Source organism: Cryobacterium sp. MDB1-18-1 (genome assembly GCF_004402735.1).
Lineage (GTDB): Bacteria > Actinomycetota > Actinomycetes > Actinomycetales > Microbacteriaceae > Cryobacterium > Cryobacterium glucosi.
The window spans coordinates 44,832-70,937 of record NZ_SOFR01000048.1; the positions used below are offsets into that span (position 1 = coordinate 44,832).

The 26,106-nt window shown below is 66.8% G+C and carries 22 protein-coding genes and 1 pseudogene; 9 read left to right on the forward strand and 14 right to left on the reverse strand.

Annotated features, from left to right (window positions below):
* Window positions 1-73: 73 nt before the first annotated feature.
* The 5 genes from E3O50_RS12435 to E3O50_RS12455 all read right to left on the reverse strand — a co-directional run bounded on the left by E3O50_RS12435 (window position 74) and on the right by E3O50_RS12455 (window position 4,941).
* Window positions 74-1,054, reverse strand: a complete 981-nt coding sequence (locus tag E3O50_RS12435) for a zinc-binding dehydrogenase (RefSeq protein ID WP_134558322.1) — start codon at window positions 1,052-1,054, stop codon at window positions 74-76.
* Between the two features lie 83 nt (window positions 1,055-1,137).
* Window positions 1,138-2,196: a 2,3-butanediol dehydrogenase gene (locus E3O50_RS12440; RefSeq protein WP_134449127.1), complete on the reverse strand. Its 1,059-nt coding sequence runs from the start codon at window positions 2,194-2,196 to the stop codon at window positions 1,138-1,140.
* Window positions 2,193-3,251, reverse strand: a complete 1,059-nt coding sequence (locus E3O50_RS12445; protein ID WP_134558323.1) for an alcohol dehydrogenase catalytic domain-containing protein — start codon at window positions 3,249-3,251, stop codon at window positions 2,193-2,195. The genes E3O50_RS12440 and E3O50_RS12445 overlap by 4 nt, the downstream gene beginning before the upstream one ends.
* Before the next feature lie 7 nt (window positions 3,252-3,258).
* Window positions 3,259-4,641 carry a Xaa-Pro peptidase family protein gene (locus tag E3O50_RS12450; RefSeq protein ID WP_134449129.1) on the reverse strand — a complete coding sequence of 461 codons (1,383 nt, stop codon included), beginning with the start codon at window positions 4,639-4,641 and terminating at the stop codon, window positions 3,259-3,261.
* A gap of 69 nt (window positions 4,642-4,710) precedes the next feature.
* A complete protein-coding gene (locus tag E3O50_RS12455) occupies window positions 4,711-4,941 on the reverse strand; it encodes an SDR family oxidoreductase (RefSeq protein WP_134558324.1) in 231 nt (76 codons plus the stop codon).
* A 296-nt stretch (window positions 4,942-5,237) separates the two neighbouring features.
* Here E3O50_RS12455 and E3O50_RS12460 point away from each other — a divergent pair, with 296 nt between their 5' ends.
* Window positions 5,238-6,116 (forward strand): NAD(P)-dependent oxidoreductase, encoded by an 879-nt coding sequence (locus E3O50_RS12460; protein ID WP_134558325.1) that lies wholly within the window; start codon window positions 5,238-5,240, stop codon window positions 6,114-6,116.
* Window positions 6,117-6,194: 78 nt separating this feature from the next.
* On the opposite strand, the gene E3O50_RS12465 is transcribed toward E3O50_RS12460, so the two are convergent.
* The 3 genes from E3O50_RS12465 to E3O50_RS12475 all read right to left on the reverse strand — a co-directional run bounded on the left by E3O50_RS12465 (window position 6,195) and on the right by E3O50_RS12475 (window position 11,058).
* On the reverse strand, window positions 6,195-8,741 hold the full coding sequence (locus E3O50_RS12465; RefSeq protein ID WP_241975244.1) for an ATP-binding cassette domain-containing protein: 2,547 nt from the start codon (window positions 8,739-8,741) through the stop codon (window positions 6,195-6,197).
* 98 nt (window positions 8,742-8,839) lie between these two features.
* Window positions 8,840-9,952, reverse strand: a complete 1,113-nt coding sequence (locus tag E3O50_RS12470) for a substrate-binding domain-containing protein (protein ID WP_134558326.1) — start codon at window positions 9,950-9,952, stop codon at window positions 8,840-8,842.
* 86 nt (window positions 9,953-10,038) lie between these two features.
* Window positions 10,039-11,058, reverse strand: coding sequence for an ABC transporter permease (locus E3O50_RS12475; RefSeq protein WP_134449133.1), 1,020 nt, complete (start codon window positions 11,056-11,058; stop codon window positions 10,039-10,041).
* 313 nt (window positions 11,059-11,371) lie between these two features.
* On the opposite strand from E3O50_RS12475, the gene E3O50_RS12480 reads away from it, so the two are divergent.
* Together E3O50_RS12480 and E3O50_RS12485 are read left to right on the forward strand one after the other, a co-directional pair.
* Window positions 11,372-11,818, forward strand: coding sequence for a VOC family protein (locus E3O50_RS12480; RefSeq protein ID WP_134449134.1), 447 nt, complete (start codon window positions 11,372-11,374; stop codon window positions 11,816-11,818).
* A gap of 181 nt (window positions 11,819-11,999) precedes the next feature.
* Entirely contained in the window at window positions 12,000-14,519 is a 2,520-nt protein-coding gene (locus E3O50_RS12485) for a GGDEF domain-containing phosphodiesterase (protein ID WP_134558327.1), read from the forward strand.
* Between the two features lie 38 nt (window positions 14,520-14,557).
* Here E3O50_RS12485 and E3O50_RS12490 read toward each other — a convergent pair whose 3' ends face one another.
* Complete coding sequence (locus E3O50_RS12490) at window positions 14,558-15,547, reverse strand: aldo/keto reductase (RefSeq protein WP_134558328.1); 990 nt, start codon at window positions 15,545-15,547, stop codon at window positions 14,558-14,560.
* 186 nt (window positions 15,548-15,733) lie between these two features.
* On the opposite strand from E3O50_RS12490, the gene E3O50_RS12495 reads away from it, so the two are divergent.
* Both E3O50_RS12495 and E3O50_RS12500 read left to right on the forward strand, forming a co-directional pair.
* Window positions 15,734-16,855, forward strand: coding sequence for a hypothetical protein (locus E3O50_RS12495; RefSeq protein ID WP_134558329.1), 1,122 nt, complete (start codon window positions 15,734-15,736; stop codon window positions 16,853-16,855).
* A 70-nt stretch (window positions 16,856-16,925) separates the two neighbouring features.
* Window positions 16,926-17,567, forward strand: a complete 642-nt coding sequence (locus tag E3O50_RS12500; protein WP_134449138.1) for an NAD(P)-binding domain-containing protein — start codon at window positions 16,926-16,928, stop codon at window positions 17,565-17,567.
* A gap of 122 nt (window positions 17,568-17,689) precedes the next feature.
* Here E3O50_RS12500 and E3O50_RS12505 read toward each other — a convergent pair.
* The 3 genes and pseudogenes from E3O50_RS12505 to E3O50_RS12515 form a co-directional block, all read right to left on the reverse strand.
* Window positions 17,690-18,774: pseudogene (locus tag E3O50_RS12505) on the reverse strand (aldo/keto reductase).
* A gap of 34 nt (window positions 18,775-18,808) precedes the next feature.
* Window positions 18,809-19,696: a helix-turn-helix transcriptional regulator gene (locus tag E3O50_RS12510; RefSeq protein ID WP_134558331.1), complete on the reverse strand. Its 888-nt coding sequence runs from the start codon at window positions 19,694-19,696 to the stop codon at window positions 18,809-18,811.
* 57 nt (window positions 19,697-19,753) lie between these two features.
* Complete coding sequence (locus E3O50_RS12515; protein ID WP_134558332.1) at window positions 19,754-20,434, reverse strand: SDR family NAD(P)-dependent oxidoreductase; 681 nt, start codon at window positions 20,432-20,434, stop codon at window positions 19,754-19,756.
* A gap of 85 nt (window positions 20,435-20,519) precedes the next feature.
* Between E3O50_RS12515 and E3O50_RS12520 the strand changes: the two genes are divergently transcribed.
* The gene (locus tag E3O50_RS12520; RefSeq protein ID WP_134449142.1) at window positions 20,520-21,347 is read left to right on the forward strand and encodes a helix-turn-helix transcriptional regulator; all 828 of its coding nucleotides are present in this window, start codon (window positions 20,520-20,522) and stop codon (window positions 21,345-21,347) included.
* A 63-nt stretch (window positions 21,348-21,410) separates the two neighbouring features.
* The gene (gene arr, locus E3O50_RS12525; RefSeq protein ID WP_134449143.1) at window positions 21,411-21,839 is read left to right on the forward strand and encodes an NAD(+)--rifampin ADP-ribosyltransferase; all 429 of its coding nucleotides are present in this window, start codon (window positions 21,411-21,413) and stop codon (window positions 21,837-21,839) included.
* Between the two features lie 56 nt (window positions 21,840-21,895).
* On the opposite strand, the gene pgi is transcribed toward arr, so the two are convergent.
* A complete protein-coding gene (gene pgi / locus E3O50_RS12530; RefSeq protein ID WP_134449144.1) occupies window positions 21,896-23,623 on the reverse strand; it encodes a glucose-6-phosphate isomerase in 1,728 nt (575 codons plus the stop codon).
* A 244-nt stretch (window positions 23,624-23,867) separates the two neighbouring features.
* Between pgi and E3O50_RS12535 the strand changes: the two genes are divergently transcribed.
* Window positions 23,868-24,341, forward strand: a complete 474-nt coding sequence (locus E3O50_RS12535; RefSeq protein ID WP_134558333.1) for an aromatic ring-opening dioxygenase LigA — start codon at window positions 23,868-23,870, stop codon at window positions 24,339-24,341.
* A 256-nt stretch (window positions 24,342-24,597) separates the two neighbouring features.
* Window positions 24,598-25,488, forward strand: coding sequence for an NADPH:quinone oxidoreductase family protein (locus E3O50_RS12540; RefSeq protein WP_241975245.1), 891 nt, complete (start codon window positions 24,598-24,600; stop codon window positions 25,486-25,488).
* Here the strand turns inward: E3O50_RS12540 and E3O50_RS12545 are convergent.
* A complete protein-coding gene (locus tag E3O50_RS12545; protein ID WP_134449146.1) occupies window positions 25,485-26,093 on the reverse strand; it encodes a TetR family transcriptional regulator in 609 nt (202 codons plus the stop codon). The genes E3O50_RS12540 and E3O50_RS12545 overlap by 4 nt on opposite strands.
* Between the last annotated feature and the right edge of the window lie 13 nt (window positions 26,094-26,106).

Genomic DNA, 26,106 nt, shown 5'->3' on the forward strand with positions numbered 1-26,106 from the left:
TTCCCCCACCCCAAAGACGGATGTCCCGGACAAGCAGCGCTCGTCCGGGACATCCGTCGTTCAGATCTGTTCGCTATGCGGGCAGCACGGCGTCGAATTCGATGTGCGCCTTGATCGTGGTCGCCGGGTGGTGCGCGGCCTCCAGGGCGCCCAGTGCGTCGGCGGCCCCGAACCTCTGGGTGACGAGCGGGCTCAGGTCGATTCCGGTGTGAGCGAGGAAGCGCAGGGTTTCCGGCCACACTCCGGGCGAGCCGACCGAACCGGTGATCTTGAGCTCCTTGGACTGGATGAGCCCGAGCTTCGCCGGCGCCTCGCGCCCGACGTCGATGCCGATGTAGGCGACCCGGCCCCGGAAGGCGGCGAGTTCGAGCGCCTGGGCCATGACGGCCGGCCGGCCGCTCGCCTCGACGACGACATCCGCTCCGCGCCCGTCCGTCTGCTCGTTCAGGAACTCGACGATATCGTCGGGGTGCACGGCGTGGCGGGCGCCGAGTCGCAGCGCGGCATCGCGTCGTTCTGGCGAAGGCTCTACGACGATCGTCACGGCGCCGAGGGCCGAGGCGGCCGCGGTGACGGCGAGTCCGATCGGTCCGGCACCGAGCACGACGAGGGTGTCGCTCGCGTTGACGTTCCCGACCCGCATCAGCGCGTAGTACGCGACGCTGAACGGCTCGACAAGAGCGCCGTTCGTGTACGACACGCTCGCGGGAAGCTTGTGCAGCCATTCGGGCCTGGCCACGAAGAACTCCGCGGCCGCACCGCTGATCGAGAACCCGAAGTGGTCCTCCCCGATGACACACTCGCCGACGACCCGATCGCCGGCCGCGAAGTCCTGCACCCGGTTTCCCACCGCGACCACCTCACCGGACCATTCGTGTCCGGGAATGATCGGGTACTCGAACGGGATGATGTACCGACCCTCGAGCAGGTCGATGTCGGAGTGGCAGACCCCGACGGATCGCGCGGCGACGAGCACTTCGTCGGCTCCGATCGCGGGGATGGGCAGCTCGTCAATCCGGGGAACATTCTGTTCCGCGAAGCGCAGCGCTTTCATAACGGGATTCCAATCGTGGGGACGGAGAGGGTGCGCGAGGGGTGCGCGTCAGTGTGGATCGAGGTCAGCCGTGTGAATCGACGTCAGCGTGCGTTGACGAGGACCTTGACCTGGTCGCCGGTCGGCGAGAGCAGGGTTTCGAAGCCCTTCTCGACGACATCCGCCATGCTGATCTGGGCGCTCACGACCTTCTCGACCGGGTACCGGCCGCGGGCGATCAGGTCGATGATGCGCGGCCAGTCCGTGACGGGATAGCACCAGGTGCCTGCGAGGGTGATGTCGTGTTCGGAGAGGACCATGGGGTCGATGGCCGCCTGCCTGGTGTGCAGGCCGGTCTGCGAGATGCGCCCGGCCGAGCGCACCGAGGCGATGGCCGTCTGGAGGGCCCGTTCGTTGCCCGAGCACTCGATCACCGCGTCGACGCCGATTCCCTCGGTCTGGTCCTTGACCCAGGCGGCGACGTCGATCTTGGACGGATCGATCACCTCGCCCACGTCCAGGCTCCTCGCGAGCGCGACGCGGGTCGGATTGACCTCGGAGATGAACACGCGGGCACCGAGCGCCGAGGCGTAGAGCGAGGCGAGTGCGCCGATCGGACCGGCGCCGGTGATGAGCACGGTGTCCCCCGGCCGGACCTGCGCCGTGTCGACTCCGTAGGCGGCCACGGCTCCCGGCTCGACGAGGGCGCCCTGGAGGTCGGAGACGGAATCGGGCAGCACGCTCACGTGACTGGCCGGCACGACCGCGAGTTCCGAGATTCCTCCGGAGGCGAAGCTCAGGCCGACGCAGGCCATCGACTGGCACAGGTGGTTCAGGCCGCGGCGGCAGTAGTAGCAGCTGCCGCAGTACAGCAACGGCATCACGGACACCCGCTGGCCGACGCGCACCGACCGCACGCCGGAACCCACCTCGAGCACTTCCGCCGAGAACTCGTGCCCGAGGATCTGCGGGGCGGTGGCCCCGGTGAGCGGATGCGGGTGCGAGGGAATGACGATCGGCCCCATGGCGTACTCGTGGAGATCTGTGCCGCAGATGCCGCACCAGTACGGCCGCAGCAGCACGTCGAGGCTGCCGAGGGGTGGCGGTCCGTCCACGTCTTCGATGCGGATGTCGTGCGCGCCGTGGAAAACTGCTGCCTTCATGCTGCCCCTTGTCGTGGATCGAAGAGTACCTTGCCCTCGAGCCGGCCCGTCGCGAGTCGCTCGAGCTGTTCGGCGAGGTCGTCAAGAGGTCGGACGGAGTCGAGAAGTTCGGTGCCCAGATTGGTCGTCGCCAGAATACCCAGAGCGGGGGCGAGGTCGGTGCCGCACACGTGCGCAAGCGTCGTCCGCACGGTGATCTCACGCATGACGAGCGAATGGATGTCGACCAGCTGCTCGGCGGACGGCAGCCCGACCTGGAGGATGGTTCCGCCCTTGCGCACCATCGCGAGGGCATTGTTCAGTTGTCCGGGCGCCCCGCTGGCCTCGATCACGACGTCGGCGCCGAACGGCCCGATGGCCTCGGCGACGCGGGCGGCGGCATCCGCACCTGCCTCGACGACCCGTGTCGCGCCGAGGCGACGGGCTCGCTCGAGCCGCGCCCCCGGGAAGTCGATCACGGTCACGTCGGCGGACACGAGCGATTTCAGCCCGGCGAGCACGAAGGAGCCGATCGCCCCCGCCCCGATCAGGACCACGCGGTCACCGTCACGCACCCCGGACCGACGGGCGGCGTGCAGGCCGACGGCGAGCGGCTGGGCGAGGCCAGCGAGGTCGATCGGGAGTCCCTCGGGAACGAGGACGAGGGTGCTCTCCGGGCAGGAGACGAACTCGGCCATACCGCCGTCGGTGTTGAGCCCCAGTGTGTAGTACCGGTCGCAGAGATTCGTGCGACCTTCCGCACACCGGTCGCAGACGCCGCAGGACACACCCGCACCGCTCGCGACGATGTCGCCGACGGAAAAGTGGCTCGACTCGTCGACCTCGAGGACCTTCCCGACGAATTCGTGGCCGGGAATCATCGGGCCGGTCTGGCCGGTGACGGGGTGGCGGTGCTGCACCGGGAAGGTGAGCGGGCCGGCCTTCCACTCGGTGGCGTCCGTTCCGCACATGCCGCTGCGCAGCACCTCGAGCAGCGCTTCGCCCGGAGCCCGGACGGGCGCGGGCACCTCCTCGAGGCGGACATCGTGATCAGCGTGGTAGACCGCGGCGCGCATCGGCGCCCTACTCGGCTTCGCCGCGACCGGCGGCGGTGTTGAGGTGCGACTGGGAGTCGCGCACCAGGGACAACGGCCCCCCGACGCTGTAGTAGCGCTGGCCGGCAACGAGCAGGTCCTCTGCCGGGAACTTGGTGATCACCTGGCACCCCGTGGCGGTGACGACGACTTCTTCTTCGATGCGGGCCGCCCCGATGCCGTCGGCGGACGGCCAGTAGGTCTCGAGGGCGAAGACCATGCCCTCCACGAGCACCTCCGGGTGGTCGAGGGACACGAGCCGGGAGAAGATCGGCTTCTCCCAGATGGACAGGCCGACGCCGTGGCCGTACTGCAGGGCGAAGGCGGCTTCCTCGTCGGGGAAGCCGAATTCCTGGGCCGTCGGCCAGACCTTGACGATGTCGGCGGTGGTGGCCCCCGGGCGCACGAGCGCGATAGCCCTGTCCATGTACTGGCGGGCGATCTTGTAGGCGTCGTGCTGCGCCCGGCTCGCCGACCCGACCGCGAAGGTGCGGTAGTAGCAGGTGCGGTAGCCCTGGTAGCTGTGCAGGATGTCGAAGAAGGCGGGGTCGCCCGGCCGGATCAACCGGTCGGAGAAGACGTGCGGGTGCGGTGAGCAACGCTCCCCCGAGATGGCGTTCACTCCCTCGACGTACTCAGACCCCAGGTCGTAGAGCACCTTGGAAACCAGCCCGACGGCCTCGTTCTCACGCACGCCCGGCCGCAGGAATTCATACAGGGATTCGTACGCGGCATCCACCATCGACGCGGCCTGCGTGAGCAGCGCGATCTCGTCACCGGTCTTGACCGCCCGGGCGTTGAGGAACACCTGCTGGCCGTCGACGACGCGGATCCCCTCCTTCTGCAGGGCCATCAGGATGGGCAGCTCGATCACGTCGACGCCGAGTGGCTCGTTCTGCAGGCCGAACTTCTCCAGTTCGCGCTTGATCTTCTTGGCGACGCCCTCGGCGATCCCCGCGTCGGGGTGGAAGGCTCCGCGGAGGGTCGAGATTCCGGCGCGGGCACCGTTCTCGGCCCGCGGCCGGACCGCGCCGTGGTGCGGAGCGTGCGGGTCGGCATCCGCTTCGGCCGTCGTGGTCTGCAGCCAGGGGTTGTAGAGCTGGTGGTGCTTGGCCGCGGACCCGAAGTCCCAGACGATCGGGTCGCTGTGCCGGGTGAGCAGCGAGAAGCGGATGAGCTTGTCCATGGCCCAGGTTCCGATGTGGGTCGACGACATGTAGCGGATGTTGGAGAAGTCGAAGGCGAGCACGGCCCCGAGGTCCGAGCCGGACAACTCGCGCCGGAGCTTGGCGAGCCTGTCCGTGCGCAGGCGATCGAACTGGATGCGCTCCTCCCAGTCGACGGCGTTGGTTCCGAAAGTGGCTGTGGTCACGGTCGTGTCATTCCTTTGCTGAGTGTCGTGCAGAGTGTCGTGCAGAGTGCCGGAGGGCGGGCTGCCGGATCAGACGAGGATCATGCCGCCCTCGACGGGGATGACCTGACCGGTGATGCAGTCGGAATCGCTCGCTGCCAGGAACACCGCTGTGGGCACGATGTCTTCGGGCGCGGCAGGCCGGCCCATCAGGATGTCGCCGGCCATCGAGTCGAAGCGGGAGTCGCCGGCCCCCATTTCGGCGAGCTCGGATGCGCTGCCTGTGACGACGACGGTCTTTTCGGCGAGTCGAATGCCCACGTGTTCTGCTCCTTTGCAGTACGAAGTCTGGTGTCCGGTCGGGGCCGGGGTATCGCAGCAATACTATTTTGTACAGTCTCACTGCACAAGGTGTTGGTTGACATTCAACTCAGCGGCGTCGGGCTTGTCAAGCGAACACTGCCATCGGGAGGGAATCACGTTGAGCAGACCGGGCACTCACGGTAGTGTTCACTGGAACTGCACAAAGGGGTGGTTGCGCCCCAATCCGGCGCGACGGAGCGCCCGGCCGCTGGCCGGGATCCGGAAACCTCAGGACAATCTGGAAGGCGTGAACTATGTCGGACATCAGCTTTATCGGACTCGGCGAAATGGGCTCTGCCATGGCAGGCCGGCTCATCGAGTCCGGCCATTCGGTGCACGTCTGGAACCGATCGACCGGTGCGGCGGACGCCCTCGTCGCGGCCGGCGCCACCCGGGCGGTCTCCATCGCCGACGCCCTCAGCGTCGGTACCGTGATCTCGATGCTCGCCAATGACGCTGCCGCCGAAGCCGTCTTCAGTGCGGAGGCCCTCGCGGATGCGCCGGCCGGCACCCTGCACATCAACTGCGCCACGCTCAGCGTCGAGGCGACGGACCGGCTGGCCGACCTGCACTCCCTCGCCGGGATCGACTACGTGGCGGCTCCGGTGCTCGGCCGGTCCAATATCGCGGCGGCCGGGAAGCTCAATGTGGTCGCGGCAGGCACGAAGAGCGCCATAGCCAGGGCGCAGCCGTACCTCGACGCGATCGGCAAGCGCACCTGGGTCGTCGGCGAGCGGCCGAGCACGGCAAGCCTGGTCAAGATCGGCGTGAACTACAACCTCATCCACGCGCTCCAGGCCCTCGCCGAGTCGGTGACCCTGGTCGAACACGGTGGAGTCGATGGCATGACGTTCGTCGAGATCCTGACGGATGCCGCGTTCACGGGCAGTGTCTACACGGGCTACGGAAACCTGATCGCCCGCAAGGCATACAGCCCGCCCGGTTTCAGCGTCGGGCTCGGCCTCAAGGACCTGTCCCTCGCGGAGCGGGCTGCTGCTGCGAGCGGCGTCGTGCTCTCGACGGCGCCCGTGTTGCGCGACATGTTCGAGCGGACTCTCGCCGATCCCGAACTCGCGCCCCTTGACTGGTCGGCCATCGCCGAGATCACCCGCGGGCTCAGCGCCGCAGAGTGAGACGCAAGGCAGACGACAGAGCGCCGGGCCCGGATCGGGCTCGGCGCTCTGTCGTCTCGGAACCGGTGACCGGGCGGCCTACCTGAGCGCGAAGGACGTCTTCCTGCGCTTGTTGTTGCGTCGTGCGACCGAGTAGACGATCGCCGCCACCAGGATGAGCAGCCCCTGGAACAGGTACTGCCACATCTGGGACAAGCCGAGGAACGACGTCGCATTGAGGACCTGCACGAGCAGGATGGAACCGAGGAGTGTGCCGATGAAGGTGCCCCGCCCGCCGAGCAGGCTCGTGCCACCGAGCACGACCGCGGTGATGCTCGTGAGCGTGTAGCCGACGCCCTGCGCGGGGTCGCCGACCCCGATCTGCGCCATCAGCATCACGGCACCCACGAACGCGAACAGTGAGGTGGCCACATAGGCGAGGATGACGGTCCGGTTGATATTGATGCCGTTCCTGCGCGCCGATTCCTCGTTGGATCCGGTCGCGCGCAGCTTCCAGCCCCAGCGTCGCTTCTTCAGGAAGAACTCGGTCACGAGCGTGGCCGCGACGAGCACGATGAAGGCGACAGGCACCGGCCCGAGCTGCCACCCGATGATTCCGGTGACCGTCGAGTTGATGTACCCGTCCGGGGAGCTCCTGAGCAGGAAGCTGAATCCCTGCAACGCGATGTACACGGTCAGCGTCGCGGCGATGGGAGTGAACCGGGCGAACCTGATCAGCGAGCCGTTGACCACCCCGACGACGGCCGCCACGACGATCATGAGCACGAATCCGAGGACGATCATCATCACGGACTTGTCGTCGTTGATGAAGAACGACCCGATCACCACCAGGAACCCGGCGAGGGGCCCGACGGACAGATCGATACCTCCGATCAGCAGCGAGATGGTCTGCCCCAGAGCGATGAAACCGAGCGCCGTGACGAGGGTGAGCACGGAGTAGATGTTGAAGTCGGAGAGGTAGCGGGCGTTCTGGCTGAACAGGAACGACCCGAGCAGTGCAATGACACCGACCAGGAGCACCGCGGGGGCATAGTCGCCCTGCAGGAAACGACGGAGTCCGGAGTGCTTCGAGACCGATTCATCCGCGACGACGGACACCGATCGGGTCGTCGAGCGGACGGCGGCGTGGATCATGCGTTCTTCGCTGATCGCAGCGCCCTGGAGCACTTCGAGCGCGTGCCCCCGCGACATCACGATGACCTGGTCGCACAGCCCCTCGAGCTCCTTCGCGTCGGATGAGGCAACGACGACGGGGATGCCGGAGGCCGAGACCTCACGCAGGATCCGGTAGATCTCGGCCCGGGCACCCACGTCGACGCCCTGCGTCGGCTCATCGGCCACGACCAGCAGCGGCTCGGAGAGCAGCGCCCGCGCCAGGACGACCTTCTGCTGGTTGCCGCCGGACAGGGAGGAGACGACGGAATCCATCGACGCGGCCTTGACCGCGAGCGAACCCAGCGTCTCGGCCACCGTGCCCAACTCACGCTTGCGGCTGAGCAGCGGTCCCCGCTTGAACTTCGCCAGTGCCGAGACGGCGGCGTTCTCGCGCACCGAGAGGGACATCAGGAGGCCCTCGCGGTGCCGATCGGCGGGCATGTATGCCGCCTCCTGCAGGAGTTGCCGGGAGTTCAAGGTCTTGCCGGCGATGGCGACCGTTCCCGTGAAGTAGTCGAGACCGGCGAGCGCGCGCATCAGTTCGCTCTGGCCGTTTCCGACGACCCCGGCGATGCCGATGATCTCGCCCGGGCGGGCGCTGATCGAGATGTTCGCGAATCCCGAGCCGCTCAACCCGTTGATCGAGAAGTTCGTCTCGTCGTCCGGCGAGCCGATGTGCTTGGGCGGGAAGGTCGATTCGAGCTTGCGTCCCACGATCATCGCGAGCAGTTCGTCGTCGGTGATGTCGGCGACGCGGGCGCTGCCGCGGACGCGGCCGTCCCGAAGCACGGTCACCTTGTCGGCGAGCTCACGGACTTCGGCCAGGCGGTGGGTGATGTAGACGACGGCCGTTCCGTTCGACACGGACCTCCGCACACGTTCGAACAGCAGGTCGACGGATCCCTGGCCGAGGGGCGCTGTCGGTTCGTCGAGGATGAGGAGTTTCGGCTTGAGGGCAAGAGCCTTGGCGATCTCGAGCAGGTGCTTCTGGGCAACGGACAGGAGTTCCACGCGATCCTGAAGGTGCACGCTCAGGCCGGCGTCGGCGAGCAGCGCCTGAGCAGTGGCTTCCAGCGACGTACCGGACGCGAGGACCGCGGCGGGCAGGGCGACCTGCAGATTCTCCAGTACGGTCATGTCCGGGAGCACGGCGGGATGCTGGTGGACGATCGCGATTCCGAGCTGCACGGCGATGGCCGGTGTCAGCACGCCGATCGGGGTGCCCTCGAAGGTGATGCTGCCCCCGTCGGGTTGCGCCGTACCCGATGCCACGTTCATCAGCGTCGACTTGCCCGCGCCGTTCTCGCCGAGGATGGCGTGGACTTCGCCGGGCAGGATCTCGACGGAAACGTCCGAGAGGGCCGCGACGCCGGAGTAGAGCTTCGAGATGTTGGACATCACGAGGGTTGCGGGGGCGGCGGGCTCGACCTTGTCCGGCGTCGTCACGTCGACGGTGTCGTGGTTGTTCACAGTTGTGACCTTTTCCTGTCTGTGCAATGTGGGGAAACGAACCAGCCGCCGGGTCGGTCGCGACAGTCGCGACCGACCCGACGGCGGCACAGGTTGGCCTACTTCTTCAGCAGGGCCGCCTGGTCCTCAGGCGACATCTTCGCCGAGAGGTAGATGTCGCCGGGCAGGTCCTTCTTGCACTGCACGGTGCTCGGCTTTCCGCTCACGGAGTCTTCGAAGGCCGGGGCCTTGAAGACCGTGTCGGTCGGGAGCACGCCACCGGTCGCCTTCGCGACCGCGTAGTCGACGGCGAGTCGCACGTTGTCGTTTCCGGTGGCGACCGTCATCAGCTTGAAGTCCGGGTTGGCCGCGCTGTTGTCCGTGTAGAAGCAACCGAGGGAGTTTCCGTCAGAGGTGACGATGGCCGGCACGGAACGCCCGCTCTTCGCGAAGGCCGGAAGGGCGCCCACGAGCGACGGGCCGAAGTCCGAGACGATGGCGTCGATCTTCGGGTACTTCGCGATGTCCGCGGTGAGTACCTGCTGGGTGAGTGCCGGGTCCCAGTTGGTGACCTCGGGCGTCTCGCCGATGAAGACGTACTTCGGGTCGGTGATGACCGACTTCATGCCCGTCAGCTCGTCGACGGCCTGGCTGTTGCCCTTCGGCCCGCTGATGAAGAGGATGTTGCCGCCGTCGGGGAGGTTGGTCTTGAGCCAGTTACCCCAGTTCTTGCCATCGGTCACGAAGTCCGCGCCGATCCAGGCGTCGTAGTCCACGCCGTCCTTGCCGCCCGGGTCGACCCGGTAGGGAACGGTCACGACGCCGGCCTTGTATGCGCTGCGCAGGGCGGGCAGCATGGCCTGGCCGGCGTCCGGGAACACGACGAGGGCGTTGACACCCTTGGCGACCATGCCCTGGATGTCCGAGATGGCCTTCTGGGTGTCACCCTGGCCGTCCGCGTATTCGTAGCTTGTGACGCTCGGGCACAGCTTGGCCTCATCGGCACCGGCCGCCGTCGTCACCAGACGCCAGCTGTTTCCGCCGAAGCCGTCGAGCAGACCGAGGGAGATCTTTTTCGGACCACACCACGACGGTGCTCCTGCCACAGAAGTTCCGGCATCCGCCGTCGAGCCGGAGCCCGAGCTCGATGACGTTCCGCTGCAGCCCGCGAGCGCCAGCGAAGCTGCGGCGAGGGACATGACGAGCATTGCGAGACTCTTGGGACGTTTCATGTTTGATTTCCTCCATTGTGAGAGCGACGCCTCTGTCGCACTATTTCGACCGCTCCGTCGAAAACCTTGTCCCCGGTGTGTAGCAGTCATGCCGGGGTGCCGATCCGGGGGGACCTGCGGATGAACCTCTGGCGGAATGCCGCCCAGTCCACCGTGTACAGTGCCACGCCGACGGCGAGCGCCGCCGCCTGCACGAGGGTGCGCACCGCATAGGGCACGCCGAGTGACAGCACGAACTGGTCGAGCTGGCTCAGAAACAACGCCGCGATGACCGTGGCGACGGGATACCCGCGGCCACCCAGCAACGATGTGCCGCCAAGCACGACGACCGCGACCGCCGGGAGCAGGTATGCGTCGCCCTGGAAGGCAGTGGGCTGGTTGGTGATGCCGGCGAGCAGAATGCCGGCCAGGCAGTACAGCAGCTGGGCCCACACGAAAGCCAGCGACTGATGGATCGTCACGCGCAGGCCCGTCGCACGGGCAGTCAGCGGGTTCGCCCCGACGGCTTCGAAACGCCGCCCGGCTACCGTGCGCTTGACCATGACGGTCACGAGCGCCAGCGCGGCGAGAGCGAAGAATGCTGAGTTCGGGATGCCCCAGGTCAGGCCGCCGGCGATTCCGGCCAGCAGGCTGGTCGTGCTGCGCGGCGTGCCGCCGGAAATGCCCAGGACGGCCCCGAAGAGCAGTGCGTTCGTTCCCAGGGTGGCGATGATCGAGTTGAGTCCGAGACGGCCGACCATGAAGCCATTGAGCAGGCCGGCCCCGATCGCGTAGGCCAGCGCCAGAACGACCGCGGGCAACAGCCTGCTGTTGTCACCGTCCGGCTCGTGGCTGACGATCACGATGGCGAGCGACACGGCGCCGGGGATGGAGAGGTCGATTCCGCCCTGCTGCACGACCAGCATCTGGCCGAGGCCGACGATTGCAAGCACGGCGGCGAAGGGGATCATCCCGAGCACAGCCCCGCCGGAGACGCTCGTCGGCGCGACAAGGGCGCAGACCACGAAGAGGAGCACCGTGGATACGCCGACGGTGACGAATCCCTTGGAGACGACAGGTCGCGAACTGAGTAGCTTCGCCGGTTCACGCACCGTTGCGTCGATCATGCTTTCTCCCAACAATTCTCACCGGGCAACGTCGATGTCACGCGCTGTGTGTTGAGCGTCACTTTACAAAAGTCCTGAGCTGTTCACAAGTAGTTGCCGGTAACGATTCGAGAATCGGCAACGCCGAGGTTTGGGGAAGGTGGATCGTCCTCGACCACCGCGAAGGACCATCCCCCGCGATCCGGCGTGCGCGATCGGTGCACACTTGTGTAGTGACACTGTACAAAGCGATCCCGACGCAGCAGAATGTGAGTCGAGTGACAACACGACGACAGCGACCCGCAGTGCGGCGGGACGCAGAGGAGAGAGTCAGATGGCCTTCCAGGTTCTCGGAGTGCACCACGTCGGAGTGACGGTGCGCGACATGAAGCGTTCCTTCGAGTGGTACTCGCGAATGTTCGGGCTCACTCCTGGTCCCGTCAGCGAGGGTTCGGGAGAGGCACTCTCCCGCAGCGTCCAGGTGAACGATGCCGCGCTGGCATTCTCGATGATCATGATCGGGAACACCCGCCTGGAATTCCTGGAATACCACAACCCGGAGGGGCGCGACTTCGATCGAAGCAATGGTGATGTCGGCAGCGCGCATGTGTGCCTCGAAGTGTCGGACCTCGACGCGGCATACCGGGACCTGGTCGAGAAGGGCGCGGTATTCAACGCACCGCCCGTCACTCTCGATTCCGGCGCCCTGATCGGTTCCAAGTGGGCCTACCTGCGCGACCCCGACGGCATCCAGCTGGAAATCTGGGAGTCGCCCGCCTGAGCCCGCCCCCACACCTCCCCCTTCCTCGCGAAAGCGGGTGAGCCGTCGTTCTGAGCGCGGCAGAACGACGATTCACCCGCTCTCGCGGAGGCGAACCGGACTGCGTGCACGGCACCGCATCGGAAGCCAGTACTGTTCAAGTGTCGACCGGCACCAATGCCCGGCAGTTGGGGGAGCGGTGGTGCGCGTCAGCCTTGACAGTCGGGTCGTTTCCGCCCTCGTCGCCCTGGTGACCCTCTTCTCCCTGGTCCGGTGGTACATGCTCGACCTGTCGGCCGGCGCAGCGTTGCCACACGACGTCATGAAGCCGACAACGATCGTTGGGCTCCTCGTTCTCGCGGTCGCCCTCGCCCTCGCCGACCGCCCGGCGGCCGCGACAGCGCTGGGCGCCGTCGCGACCGTCATCGGCGGACTGACCCTCGCCGAATACGTCTCGGGCGTTGGCCTGGGCGTCGACGTTCTCCTGCCGGGGCTCCGCCTCGGTGGCTCGCCACCAAGAATGGCGATCGGGACCGCACTCTCCCTCGTGCTCCTCGGACTCGCCTTCTGCCTCCGTGGCGTGGCGGGTGCCGCCGTCACCGCCGGCTTCGCCGTTCTCACCCTGTTGCTGGTGCTCCTGACGATCCTCAGCGCCGCTTACGGAGTATCGGCCGTGAGTGACCCCGGCCGGCCGCTGAACATCTCCACGCTCACCGTTCTCTGCGTGGGCGCGATCGCCGCGGCCATCCTGTACGAACGACCGGATATCGGGCTGGTCGGCCTGGTCCGCGACCGCCGGAGTGCGGGCCGGCTACTCCGAAGCGGTCTCCCCATTATCATTCTCGGTCCGTTCTTTCTTGGTTGGCTGCGCCTCTGGGCCCAGCGAGAAGGCTGGTTCGACGCCGAATTGGGCAACGCGCTGCTCGTCTCGTCCACCATCGGGCTCGTCCTCGGCGTCGCCTGGATCGCGGCCGGACGGCTCCGCGCGCTCGACATCCAACGGGACGGCGCTTTCGACGCCCTGGCCGTGGCCAATGCAACTCTGGAGAGCGCGGTGCACGACCGTACCCGCGAACTGGCCAGGACCGCCGAGCGACTGCACGCGCTCATCCGCATCGCGCCCGTCGGCATCGTGCAATTCGACGCCGGCGGCGGCGTCGTCACAACCAACGAGCAGTGGATGCGAATGACCGGACTGAGCGTCGAGGCGTCGCGGGGAGACGGCTGGGGCCGGAACATCCACGCCGACGACGCGGAGCGGGTGATCGACGCGTGGAGGACGACCGTCGCATCCGGTGCCGCCTTTGAATCGACGTTCCGGTTCCAGACCCTGACCGGTGAGGCGAAATGGGTGCAGGCGAGCGCCACCCGGATTCTCGACACGACCGGCGTCACCGGCTACCTGTTGAGCGTCACCGACGTCACGGCCGTGCGAGCGGCGGAGGCGCGTGTGGAGCACCTCGCCTTCCACGACCCCCTGACGGACCTGCCCAACCGCCTGCTCCTGCTCGACCGGCTCGACCAGGCACTCCTCTTCGCCGCCAGGGCGCACCGTGGAGTCGGCCTGCTCTTCATCGACCTCGACCGCTTCAAGGTCGTCAACGACAGCCTCGGCCACCACGCCGGCGACGCGGTCCTCGCCCAGATCGCGGTCCGGCTGCGCGCGGCGGTCCGGGCCTCTGACACGGTCGCCCGGATCGGCGGCGATGAATTCGTCGTGCTCTGTCCCGACATCGGCACGGGCGCGGAGGCACGCCGGATCGCAAAGGCGGTGCAAGCCGCGGTGTCCCTGCCCATTGAGATCGGCGACCAGACCGCAATGGTCGACACGAGCATCGGCATCGCCGTCAGCACGGGTACCGAGGACGCCGAGACGCTGCTCCGGCAGGCCGACCAGGCGATGTACCTGGCGAAGGACCAGGGTCGCGCCCGGTATGAGGTGTTCAACGACGACCTGCGCGGGCGCATCCGCCGGCGGGTCGACACGGAGATCGGGCTTCGCACTGCTGTCGGACGCAGTGAGATCGAGACCTGGTACCAGCCGATCGTCGACCTGCAGAACCCGCGGGTCGCGGCCGCCGAGGCCCTGGCGCGCTGGCGGCGACCGGAAATCGGCATTGTCGCGCCGGGCGATTTCATCGCGATCGCCGAGGAGACCGGGCTGATCAGGGACATCGGCCGCGCGGTGCTTCGGCAGGCGTGTTCTGCGGCCACTTCGCTCGATGCTGATCAAGCCGTCAGCGTCAATGTCTCCGCGCGGCAGTTCGTGCGCTCGGACTTCGGCACCGTCGTTCGCCGTGCCCTCCTCGAGACCGGGCTGGCGCCCGGCCAGCTCTGGCTAGAACTCACCGAGAGCGCCGTTATCGACGTCATGGATTCGGCGACCCGCACGTTCGACGAACTGCGTGATCTCGGCGTCCGCCTCGCGATCGACGACTTCGGAACCGGCTATTCCTCGTTCGCCCAGCTCCGTTCGCTGGAGGTCGATCTACTCAAGATCGACATGACCTTCATCGACAACCTTGTCTCCTCTGACCGCGACCAGGCGATCGTACGCGGAATCCTGCACCTGGCCGATTCCCTCGGACTCGACGTCGTCGCCGAGGGAATCGAGACCAGCGAACAGCTTGAGCTCCTCCGCGATATGGGCTGCCGCTACGGTCAGGGTTATCTCTTCGCGCGCCCGCAGCCGGACATTTCGGTCGCGGTCCTCGTCCACTAAGACGACCGAAGGACGGTGCCAGCGCCCCGCGGGTGAGGTCAGTAGCGCTGGGGGGCAGGCGGTTCGTTGCCGAGGATCTCCTCGATCGCTGCGACCACCTCGGCGGTCAGAGCGGCCTTCGAGTCCAGGGCCGCGAGGTTGTCGGCCAGTTGTTCCTTCTTACTCGCCCCCAGGATCACCGTCGACACCCGCGGGTTGCGCAGGCACCAGAGCAGCGCCAGGTGCGTCAACGGCAGCCCGGCATCCGAGGCGACGGTCGCCAGTCTGCGGACCTTCTCGAGCTTGGCCTCCCCGGCTTCGGATTCCCACTCCGCCCTGAGCCACTCGTAGCCCGGGAGGTTCATCCGGCTGTCCGAGGGAACCCCGTCGTTGTACTTGCCGGTGAGGACCCCGGAGGCCAGCGGCGACCAGATGGTCGTGCCGAGGCCGAAGGTGTCGTACAACGGCAGGAACTCGCTCTCCACCTTCTGGCGCGTGAACATGTTGTACTGCGGCTGTTCCATGGTCGGCGGCGTGATGTGCAGGGCACGGGCGACGGCGTGGGCCTCGGTGATCTGCTGCGCACTCCACTCCGACGTTCCCCAGTACAGCACCTTGCCTTGCATGATGAGGTTGTGCATCGCCCAGACCGTCTCTTCGATCGGCGTATCGATGTCGGGACGGTGGCAGAAGTAGAGGTCGAGGTAGTCCACCCGCAGGCGCTTCAGCGCGGCATGGCAGGCTTCGGTCACGTGCTTGCGCGACAAGCCCCGCTGCGTGGGCTTCGATCCGCCCCAGAAGACCTTCGACGACACGGCGTAGGAATCACGGTCCCAGCCGAGCTTCTCCAGCGCGGCCCCCATCAGGGCCTCCGATGCACCTGCTTCATAGCCTTCGGCGTTGTCGAAGAAGTTGATCCCCGAGTCATAGGCGAGCGTCATCAACGCCAGCGCGTCGTCCTCGCGCACCTGCTTGCCGAACGTCACCCACGACCCGAGGGACACCTCGCTGACCTGCAGCCCGGACTTGCCCAAACGGCGATACTCCATGTTCAATCCCTCTCAGTCGCGACCGGCCCGAACCAGACATCCTGGCGATCGGACCTCACTGGAACACTACGGCCCGCAGCTGCACGGATGCGCCGCGCGGCCCTCCGGAGCCGGGGCTACACTGTCGTCGTCGCGGGGGACGCACGAGAAACCAGACAACGACTCTCCGGAAGGTACGGGCCAGACATGCTGCACACCGACATCCCCAATCCAACGTCGATCCGGCAGCTGGCGGCCGTGCGGGAACCGTTCTGCGTCTCGATCTATCTGCCCACGAGTCCGGTTCCGACCGAATCCGAACCGTCCCGGATCGAGCTCCGCAACCAGGTTGCGGCCGCAGCCCGGCAGCTCACCGAGGCCGGGGCGGGCCGGGCCGCCGTCGAAGAGCTCGAGGACGCGATCGCGGACCTCATCCAGGACCGTCAGTTCTGGTCCTACCTGTCGCGGTCGCTCGCGATCTTCCACTACTCGGGCCACCTGCAGACGTTTCGGGTGCCCAACGTGCTCCCCTCCGTGCTCGAGGTGGCCGATCGCCTGTACATCAAGCCCCTGCTCCGGGCGATCACCTTCCCGCAAACGGCGTTCGTGCTCGCCGTGTCGCAGAATGCGGCCCGGCTGGTCGAGGTCTCGCCGGACGCGGGAGCATACGTCGTCGACGTGCCCGGCCTGCCTGCTGACGCGGCGAGCGCCGTCGGTCTTCCGTCGATCAGCGGCCGATCACCGTCCGGGCGCATCCAGGGCTCAGAGGGGCAGAAGGTGCGCCTCGCCCAGTATTCCCGATCGGTGGATGCCGCGATCAGGCCACTCGTGACGGGTTCGGGCCTGCCACTCATTCTGGCCACCGCGGAACCGTTGAACAGCATCTTCCGCGGGGTCAGCGGGTATCCGCTCCTCGCCGCCCCGACCATCGAAGGAAACCCCGACGAACGGACTCCCGAGGAGCTCGCGGCCGTCGCGCGTCCCGTGCTGGACCGGCTCTATGCCGCCCAGCTCGGTGAACTCTCCGATCTGATCGAGGCCCGTTTCAACGAGGGCCGCGGCGCCACCGACCTCAGCGATATCGCCCGTGCCGCCACCTACGGCGCCATCGACACCCTCGTTGTCGACATCGACCGGAAGATCCCGGGGTACGTCGACGAGGAATCCGGTGCGATCACCTTCGACGACGTCGACGACGCCCACAACTACGGCGTCGTGGACGAGATCGCCCGCCGGGCCCTGCTCTCGGGCGCGCGGGTGCTCGCGGTCCGCGCCGACGACGTTCCCGGCGGAGGGCCGGCCGCGGCCATCACCCGATTCGCCGTGTGAACGATTTCGCCAGGCGCGTACTTTTCGCTGATGCGGGAACATTTTCCGCCCGGACCTCGTTGTCGCGATCATGACAACTATCGGAATCATCGGAGCAGGAAACATCGGCAGCCAGGTCGCCCGCAAGGCGATCGAGAGCGGCTACGACGTCGTGATCAGCAACTCTCGCGGCCCGGAGACCCTCGCGGACCTCGTGGCCGAACTCGGCCCGAAGGCGACGGCCGGAACCGCCGTCCAGGCGGCAGAGGCCGCAGACGTCGCCGTCGTGACCGTGCCGCTCAAGGCATACGCGGACGTGCCCGTCGAGCCACTCGCCGGCAAGATCGTGATCGACACCAACAACTACTACTTCGAACGCGACGGCCACATCGACGCCCTCGACAAGGGCGAGGCGACCGTCACCGGCATGCTGCAGGCGCACCTGCCCACGTCCCGGGTCGCGAAGGGCTTCAACCACATCATGGCCGTCGACATCACCGGAGACGCGCACCCCGCCGGCGACCCGGCGCGGCGCGCGCTCGCGACCTCGTCTGACTTCGCGGATGCCTCCGACTTCGTCACGAAGCTGTATGACGAATTCGGCTTCGACACCGTGAACATCGGCCCGCTCTCCGAGAGCTGGCGCGTCGAGCGCGACCGCCCGGCCTACGTCATCCGCCAGAACACCGCCGAGCTCGAGGCCAACCTCGCGAAGGCCCCGCGCACGGTCTGACCTTCGCACGGTCTCATCGTCGGCCTCGCAGCATCCGCCCTACCGCGAGAGCGGAGTTTTGGCCCTTAAACCCATGGTTTAAGGGCCAAAACTCCGCTCTCGCGGAGACAGGACGGCGATCGTCAGCGGCGGCGCGCGGCCGGGGTGAGCTCGGTCGCTCCGTAGCTGTTGTCGTCGGGGTTCAAGGTGACGCCGGGGGCGACGAGAGCGTCGATCGCGTCGAGCACCTCGGTGGAAAGGATCACGTCCGCGGCGGGAAGCTGCGAGNGACGAGAGCGTCGATCGCGTCGAGCACCTCGGTGGAAAGGATCACGTCCGCGGCGGGAAGCTGCGAGATGAGTTGCTCCATCGTGCGCGGGCCGATGATCGCCGAGGTGACTCCCGGGTGGTTGATCACGAATGCTATCGCCATCTGGATCAGTGTGAGACCGGCCTCGTCAGCGACCCGGGCGAGGGCGTCGACGACCTCGAGCTTCTGCTGGTTGGCGACGCTCGTCATATCGAAACGGGCGCTCGGGCGTGCCGCCGAGGTCGGGACGGGAGCGGCGTCCTTGCGCCACTTGCCGGAGAGCCACCCGCCGGCGAGTGGGCTGTACGTGAGGGTGCCCATGCCGTAGCGACGTGCCGTGGGAAGGACATCCTGCTCGATGCCGCGGACGAGGAGCGAATAGGGCGGCTGTTCGGTGACGAACCTGGCGAGGTTCCGGTCGCGTGCGGCCACCTGCGCCTCGATGATCTGGCTGCCGGAATACGACGACGAGCCGATATAACGGACCTTGCCCTGCCTGACCAGATCGGTCAGCGCGCCGAGCGTCTCTTCGACGTCCATCGCGGCGCTCGGGCGGTGCACCTGGTACAGGTCGAGGTAGTCGGTCCCGAGGCGGCGCAGTGATCCTTCGACGGCCTGCATGATCCACTTACGCGACCCGCCGCTCTGGTTCGGGCCCTTCCCCATCGGCATGAAGAACTTGGTGGCGAGGACGACATCGTCACGACGTCCCGCGAGCGCCTTCCCGACGATCTCCTCTGATCCGCCTCCGGAGTAGACGTCGGCAGTGTCGACGAAGTTGATCCCGGCATCCAGGGCGTGGTGGATGACCCGGATCGAGTCGTCGACGTCCTGGTTGCCCCAGGCGCCGAACATCATCGTGCCGAGGCACAGGGGGCTCACTTCTACACCGGTGCGTCCCAAGAGGCGGTAGTCCATCTGGTTCTTCCTTTCGTTGGCGGGCTGGGGTTCCTCAGCCCGCGTGGTGCTCGTCGATCGACAGGGCGCGAGATTCCCGCGCCTCTGTCGCAGCCCAGCTCGCCAGGAGGCCGAGGGCGTCTGCGGACTTCGAGCCCGGCTCGGCGCCGTACACGAGCAGGGTGAGCCCCTCGTCCGTCACAAGCTGCATGGCCTCGTAGGTGAGTTCGAGGTCGCCGACCACGGGGTGGTGGAGCCGTTTCTCCCCTGACGTGTGTTGGTAGACATCGTGGGCAGCCCAGCGGATGCGGAACTCCTCACTTCTCGTCGAGAGCTCCCCGATCAGGTCGGTCAGGCCCTTGTCATACGGGTTCTTGCCCGCTTCCGCCCGGAGCGTCGCGACCGTGCCGGAAGCGATCAGGTTCCAGTCGGGCCAGAAGTCGACCGCTCTCGGATCGAGGAACGCGAACCGCGCGGTGTTGGGGGGCGTCAGCGGGCCGTCGAAGACCGGCGCGTACAACGCGCGCCCCAGAGCGTTCGTCGCGAGGATGTCCATCCGCCCGTTACGCAGCCACGCCGGTGCGGCGATCGAATCCAGCACCATGATGACACCGGGGCGAACCCGGCTGACGGCTGGTCGCCGCCGCGTACCGACAGAAGCATTGGCCGTCCGTGCCAGGTCGAACAGGTGAGCCCGCTCGGTTTCATCGAGCTGGAGAGCACGTACCAGGGCCTCGAGGACACTCTCGGAGACGCCGCCGAGGTTGCCGCGTTCGAGCCTGACGTAATAGTCCACACTCACCCCGGCGAGCATCGCGACCTCTTCGCGGCGGAGTCCGGCGACTCTCCTCTTCCCACCGAAGTCAGGCAGCCCGGCCTGTTCGGGCGTGATGCGTGCCCGCCGCGTCACCAGGAAGTCACGAATCTCGGTCTTGTTGTCCACGCCAAAACGGTACGTCACATCCCTCGAGGGTGGGAGGTCCTGCCAGTACCCGGAACGTCAGTAGGCGATGAGACCGTCACGGTCGCTGAACGTTCCGGTCGGACCGTCGTGACCGATCGTCGCCATCGCCACCGCAGCATCCGTGCCCTCGGATACGGTCTGCGGCCCGCTGTGACCGTTGAGATCGGTGGACGTGTAGCCCGGATCGATCGTGTTCACCCGCATCGACGGCAGCATTTTGCTGTATTGCAGGGTGAGCATGATCACCGCGGCCTTGGACGTCATGTAGCCGAGGCCGGTGATCGTCGATTCGACGCGGGCGGGGTCTGTGACAAAACGCGGGAACCCGAGCCCACTGGCGACGTTGACGATCCGGGCGTTGCCGGACGCTCTGAGCAGCGGCAGGGCGGCCCGGGTGACGCGGACGATCGAGTACACGTTGGTGTCGAAGACCGCGGCCAGGTCGTCCGCACCGAATTCGTCGACTCCGGCGTGCGAGCCGACGATCCCGGCGTTGTTGATCAGAACGTCCAGCTCGGGTAGTGAGGCGATCGCGGATGCGACGGACTCGTCGTCCGTGACGTCCAGCTGCAGGACGTGGGCGCCGAGAGCCGCAGCATCCGTGCCGTTGGCCGTGTCGCGCATGCCGGCATAGACGGTGTGTCCGGCCCGGAGGAGGCGGCGGGCGGTTTCGAGTCCGAGGCCCTTGTTGGCACCGGTGATGAGTGTTGTTGTCATGATTCCAGCCTGCGGGCGTGCCCGCGACACTTGCTGGGATTGCCAGTACCACCCGCTGCCCAGCCGGGAAGGGCAGAGTGGAGCCATGCCAGAACTCGCTTCCCTGCTTCGCGCGTGGCGCGACCGGATCTCTCCCGTTGAGGCGGGTTTGCCGTCCGGTGGAGACCGACGCTCGCCCGGGCTGCGCCGCGAGGAGCTCGCGATGCTCGCCAACCTCAGCGTCGACTACGTCGTTCGTCTCGAGCAGGGCCGCGCCACGCATCCGTCACCGCAGGTGCTCGGGTCGCTCGCCCGCGCGCTTCGACTCACCAACGACGAACGGGACCACCTGTTCCGCATCGGCGGGGTAGCGGTGCCGACGAAGACCATGGTCCCCCGGCACGTGACGCCGGGAGTTCGGCACATCGTCGACCGGCTCAGTGAAGTCCCCGTCGCGGTCTTCTCTGCCGCCTGGGATGCCCTGCTGGTCAACGACCTCTGGCTGACCTTGTTCGGTGAGGCTCCGGCGGCGGGACGCGGTTCCAACCTGCTCTGGAACCGGTTCGCCGGGGGCCCGTCGTTCGTCGAGCACAGCCCGGAGCACCTCGTTGAGTTCCATCGGGACCTCGTCGCCGATGTTCACGTGGCCTCGACCCGGTACCCGGACGACACCGCGCTCTCTGAACTCATCGCCGACCTGCGCGCGACCTCGGAGGAGTTCGAACGGTTATGGAGTTCGGCGACGTTCGGGGAACACCGCGAGTCCCGCAAGACCGTGCAGAACGCTCTCGTCGGCCCGATCACCTTCGATTGCGATGTCCTTGCGGCGCCCGGGAGTGACCTGAAGATCGTCGTGTACACGGTGGTTCCTGGCTCAACGGATGCTGCCAGGCTCGACCTCCTGCGGGTGAGCGCCATCCGGACGTTCGCCTGACCGCCCTGTTCTCGCACGGGGTCGGCCGGGTACGATCGTGAATCGACCTTTCAGGGAGTGCGCATGACAAACGAACCCACACCATTCGAAGTCCACGAATCGGGGGCCCTCTTTCACGGCACGAAAGCCGACCTGGCCGTGGGGGACCTGTTGGTGCCCGGGCGCGGGTCCAACTTCGAAGCGGGACGGACGACGAACTACGTCTACCTGACGGCGACCCTGGATGCCGCGACGTGGGGGGCCGAGCTCGCGGCCGGAGACGGCCGCGGCCGGATCTACATCGTCGAACCGACGGGTGCCCTCGAAGACGACCCCAACGTGACGGACAAGAAGTTCCCCGGGAACCCGACCCTGTCGTACCGCACCACGGAGCCGGTCACGATCGTCGGCGAACTCGAGGACTGGACAGGGCACTCCCCCGACCGGCTCCAGGCCATGCGCGACGGTCTCGCCGAACTCAAGCGCCAGGGTCTCGCGGTCATCTACGACTAGGAGCGACCGGAGACCCCTACCGGGTACGTCACCATGCGTGACGTACCCGGTCGGCGTCAGTTGCGCAGCTCGAGGTACTTCGAGATCAGGGCCTTCGTCGAGGAGTCCTGGGCTGCGAGTGCGTCCGCATCCCCGTCGACGGCGGGAGCGACCTGAAGCGCAAGCTGCTTGCCCAGTTCGACGCCCCACTGGTCGAACGAATCGATGCCCCAGATCGTGCCTTCGGTGAACACGATGTGCTCGTAGAGCGCGATGAGCTGGCCGACGACGCTCGGCGTGAGGGCCGGCGCGAGGATCGACGTCGTCGGACGGTTCCCGCTGAACGAGCGGGCCGGCACCACGGACTCGTCCGTGCCTTCTGCACGAACCTCCGCGGCCGTCTTCCCGAAGGCGAGCGCCTTCGTCTGGGCGAAGAAGTTCGCCATGAACAGCCCGTGGACGTCCTGTCCTGGCTCGACGGCGGCGCCGTCGCCCGTCTCATCCTTCAACGGGTGGGCGGGATTCGCGACCGCGATGAAGTCCGCGGGGACCAGGCGCGTGCCCTGGTGGATGAGCTGGTAGAAGGCGTGCTGTCCGTTCGTGCCCGGTTCGCCCCAGAAGATCTCACCGGTGTCGGTCGTGACGCTTGTCCCGTCCCAGCGGACGCTCTTTCCGTTCGATTCCATGGTGAGCTGCTGGAGGTACGCCGGGAAGCGGTGGAGGTACTGGGCGTATGGGAGCACAGCATGGCTCTGGGCCTTGAGGAAGTTGGAGTACCAGACGTTGAGAAGACCCATCAGGACCGGGACGTTCTGCTCGAGGGGCGCCGTGCGCATGTGCTCATCGATGGTGTGGAAACCGGACAGGAATTCGCGCCAGTTGTCCGGGCCGATGGCGACGACCACGGACGTGCCGATGGCGGAGTCGATCGAGAAACGGCCGCCGACCCAGTCCCAGAATCCAAAGGCGTTCTCGGGATCGATGCCGAATGCGGCGACCTTGTCGAGGGCGGTCGACACGGCGACGAAGTGCTTGGCGACGGCCGCAGCACGGGCGGCGTCAGTGTCCTCGATGGCGCCGGAGGCGAGGAGCTGGTTCCAGAGCCACTCGCGTGCCAACCGGGCGTTCGTGAGGGTCTCGAGGGTACCGAACGTCTTGGACGCGACAATGAAAAGGGTGGTCTCCGGGTCCAGGTTCGCCGTCTTCTCGTAGACATCCGTCGGGTCGATGTTCGAGACGAAGCGGCACTCGAGGCCCGCCTGCACATACGGTTTCAACGCTTCGTAGACCATGACGGGGCCGAGGTCGGACCCGCCGATCCCGATGTTGACGACAGTCTTAATGGCCTTGCCCGTTATACCGGTCCACGCGCCGGACCTCACCTTGTCGGCGAATGCGTAGACCTTGTCGAGTGTGGCGTGGACGTCGGCGTCGACATCCGCACCGTCGACGACGAAGCCGGTCGGCGGCACGAGGTCTGCGCCATTCTTCGGGCGGCGGAGCGCCGTGTGGAGAACCGCACGGTCTTCGGTGACGTTGATGTGCTCGCCGGTGATCATGGCGTTGAACCGGCCTGAGACGTCGACGTCCTTCGCGAGCTGCACGAGGTGGGCCAGGATCTCTTCGGTCAGGAGATTCTTCGACAGGTCGACCGTGAGGTCGCCGGCCTGCAAGGTGTAGCGACCAGCTCGTCCCGGGTCGGTGGCGAACCACTCGCGGAGATCAGGCGAGAATCCCTCGGCGATGCCGGCGAGCTGACTCCAAGCGTCGGTAGACGTGGGATCAACGGGGGCGAATTCGGTCATGGATTCCTCCTGGACAATGGATCAGCAAACCGCCCGCGACTCCCGCAGTTCAGCGAGGCGGACCGCTTACCAGCCTATGGCCGTGTTCGGCGACCGTCTAACGCCAACCGGTTCAACCAGAACGCAGCAGGGACGGGCGGCGGGCTCGGTGCAATCGGATCTCACGTCACAAGCGAGTTTCATCTGGAGTCGGCATGCAGAACTGTGTGACACTCGAGTGTTCCGCTTCACGAAAGGATGATCGATGTCGTCGTTGCCCACTGCAATCGCCCTTCGCCGCACCGCAGGTCTTACCATTGCGGCCGGTTCGCTTTTCGTCGCCGTCGGAGCAGGTGCGTGGCTCACGGTCACGAAGCAGCTGCGCGATGAAAAGATCACAGTACCCGGCAACGCGCCCATTCTCGCGGGCAAGACGGTGCAGGGGCCGGTGACGGCCTACGTCGAGGCGCTCGTCATCAAGAACAATGCTGAGCGCGGAGCGGGTGGGCGCACATTCGCCGATATCAGTGCGGCCCTGAGAGGCCTTGACGCGACCAGCGACGAGGCAGTCGAGCTGCGCAAACAGAGCGCGGCGCTTTCAACAGGGGCATCGCTGCGCACCTCGCTGCTGACGTCCGTGCTCGCCTACGGGGTCAGCGCCTTCGCCGGCGGACTCGGGGCCTTCTTTCTGATCGTGGGTACGCAACTGCGTCGAGTCGACGCAGGTGGATCGCGCTGATTCACCAATCTGGCGCCTGAATTCTCGGGGCTGTCACCGCTGGCGCCGTGCCGCTCCAGGGATGACTTTCGCCCCGGGCTCTGTTGGCGCGCGGAAGATCCCAGGTCTGGCGGCCGACGCAAAGTCACTTGTCGGCATGATTGAACGTATGAACTCACGTGCGACGACAATGCGGGCAGTGCGGAACACCACACACGGTGGACCCCGGCTACTCGAAACACACACGATCCCGATTCCCGTCCGCGCACGAGGCGAAGTGCTCGTAGAGGTTCATGCCGCAGGGATCGCCTACCCGGATGTGCTGCAATCTCGGGGCGAGTACCAGCTGCGCGTCCCGGTTCCGTTCACAATTGGGAGCGAGTTCTCCGGGATCGTCGTCGACGCCGATGCCGACTCGGGATTCACGGCCGGCGACCGCGTTCTCGGCGTTGCCGGTTCTGGCGCGTTCGCAGACTTTGTGGTCACGCCTGCGGATCGCGTCCTGCCCCTTCCGGATGAGATCGACTTCATCGCGGCGGCGGCCATGCCCATCAACGTCCTGAGCGCAGAATTCGCCCTGGGGGAACGCGGCAATCTCCGTGCGGGCGAGACGGTGCTCATCCATGGCGCCGCGGGCGGTCTCGGAGTCGCACTCACCCAACAGGCGAAGCTGCGCGGCGCCGAGGTCATCGCCGTCGTCTCCACGCCGGAAAAGGCGCAACTGGCGCGAGACGTCGGGGCAGACCACGTCATCCGGCCTCACGACTTCCTGAGCGAGACTCGCAGAATCACGAACGGCCGCGGGGTGGACATGGTGCTCGATCCTGTCGGTGGCGAACGGTTCACCGACTCGCTGCGTGCGCTGGCGACCCGCGGGCGGCTCCTCGTTCTCGGTTTCACGGGCGGCAGCATCCCCACCGTGAAGGTGAACCGCCTGCTCCTGAACAACACGACCATCATCGGCGTCGCGTGGGAGGGACTGATGCCGACCTGCTCCGTCTCGCTTACGGCCCAATGGGAACGCCTGGCACCGGTCGTCGCTCGAGGCGCGCTCGCCCCGGTGATCCACGAGGTGGTGGCATTCGAGGAGGCCGCCGAAGCGGTCGCCGCCCTGGATGAACGACGGGCTGTCGGAAAGACCGTTCTCACGGTGCACCCCCGCCGTTAGACGCCGGGGGTGCTCTCGGCTACTCCTCGCCGGTCGCCGCGCTCCATGCGGGTGACGGCTATATCGACCAGAGCTCGATAGGCGCTGCGCACCATGCCCTGATCGAGCGGATCGCCGGGGTGGAGTGCCCGGTAGCTCCACCACCCCCACATGAGGGCGTCGACAGCACGGGCCGTGCCATCAGGCAGAGAGCGGCGAAGAACCATGAGGGACTCCTCTTGGAGGTCGCGGAGGACTTCCGCAACCCGGGGACTGCGCGCGCCGTAGAGGTGCATCTCCTCATACAAGCGGATGTCCGTGAGCGTTGGAGCTGTCGACCCGCACGTGGCGGCCACGAGCGCGTCAACGACATCAGTGTCGAGACGGGCGTCGCGCATCGGGGCCGCGTATCGCGGTTCGAGTCCGTCTCTCAAGGTCTCGAACGCGCTGACGATCAACGTCTCCAGGTCGGCGAAATAGTACGTCGTGGACCCGAGCGGCACGCCGGCCTGCACGGCGATGCGTCGATATGACGCCGCGTGCACGCCTTCTGACGCGATGACCTCCAGTGCTGCCCGAAGGATCCGGGTTCGGCGCTCCGGGTCATTCGGCTTGCCCTTCCTCACACAACCTCCTCGA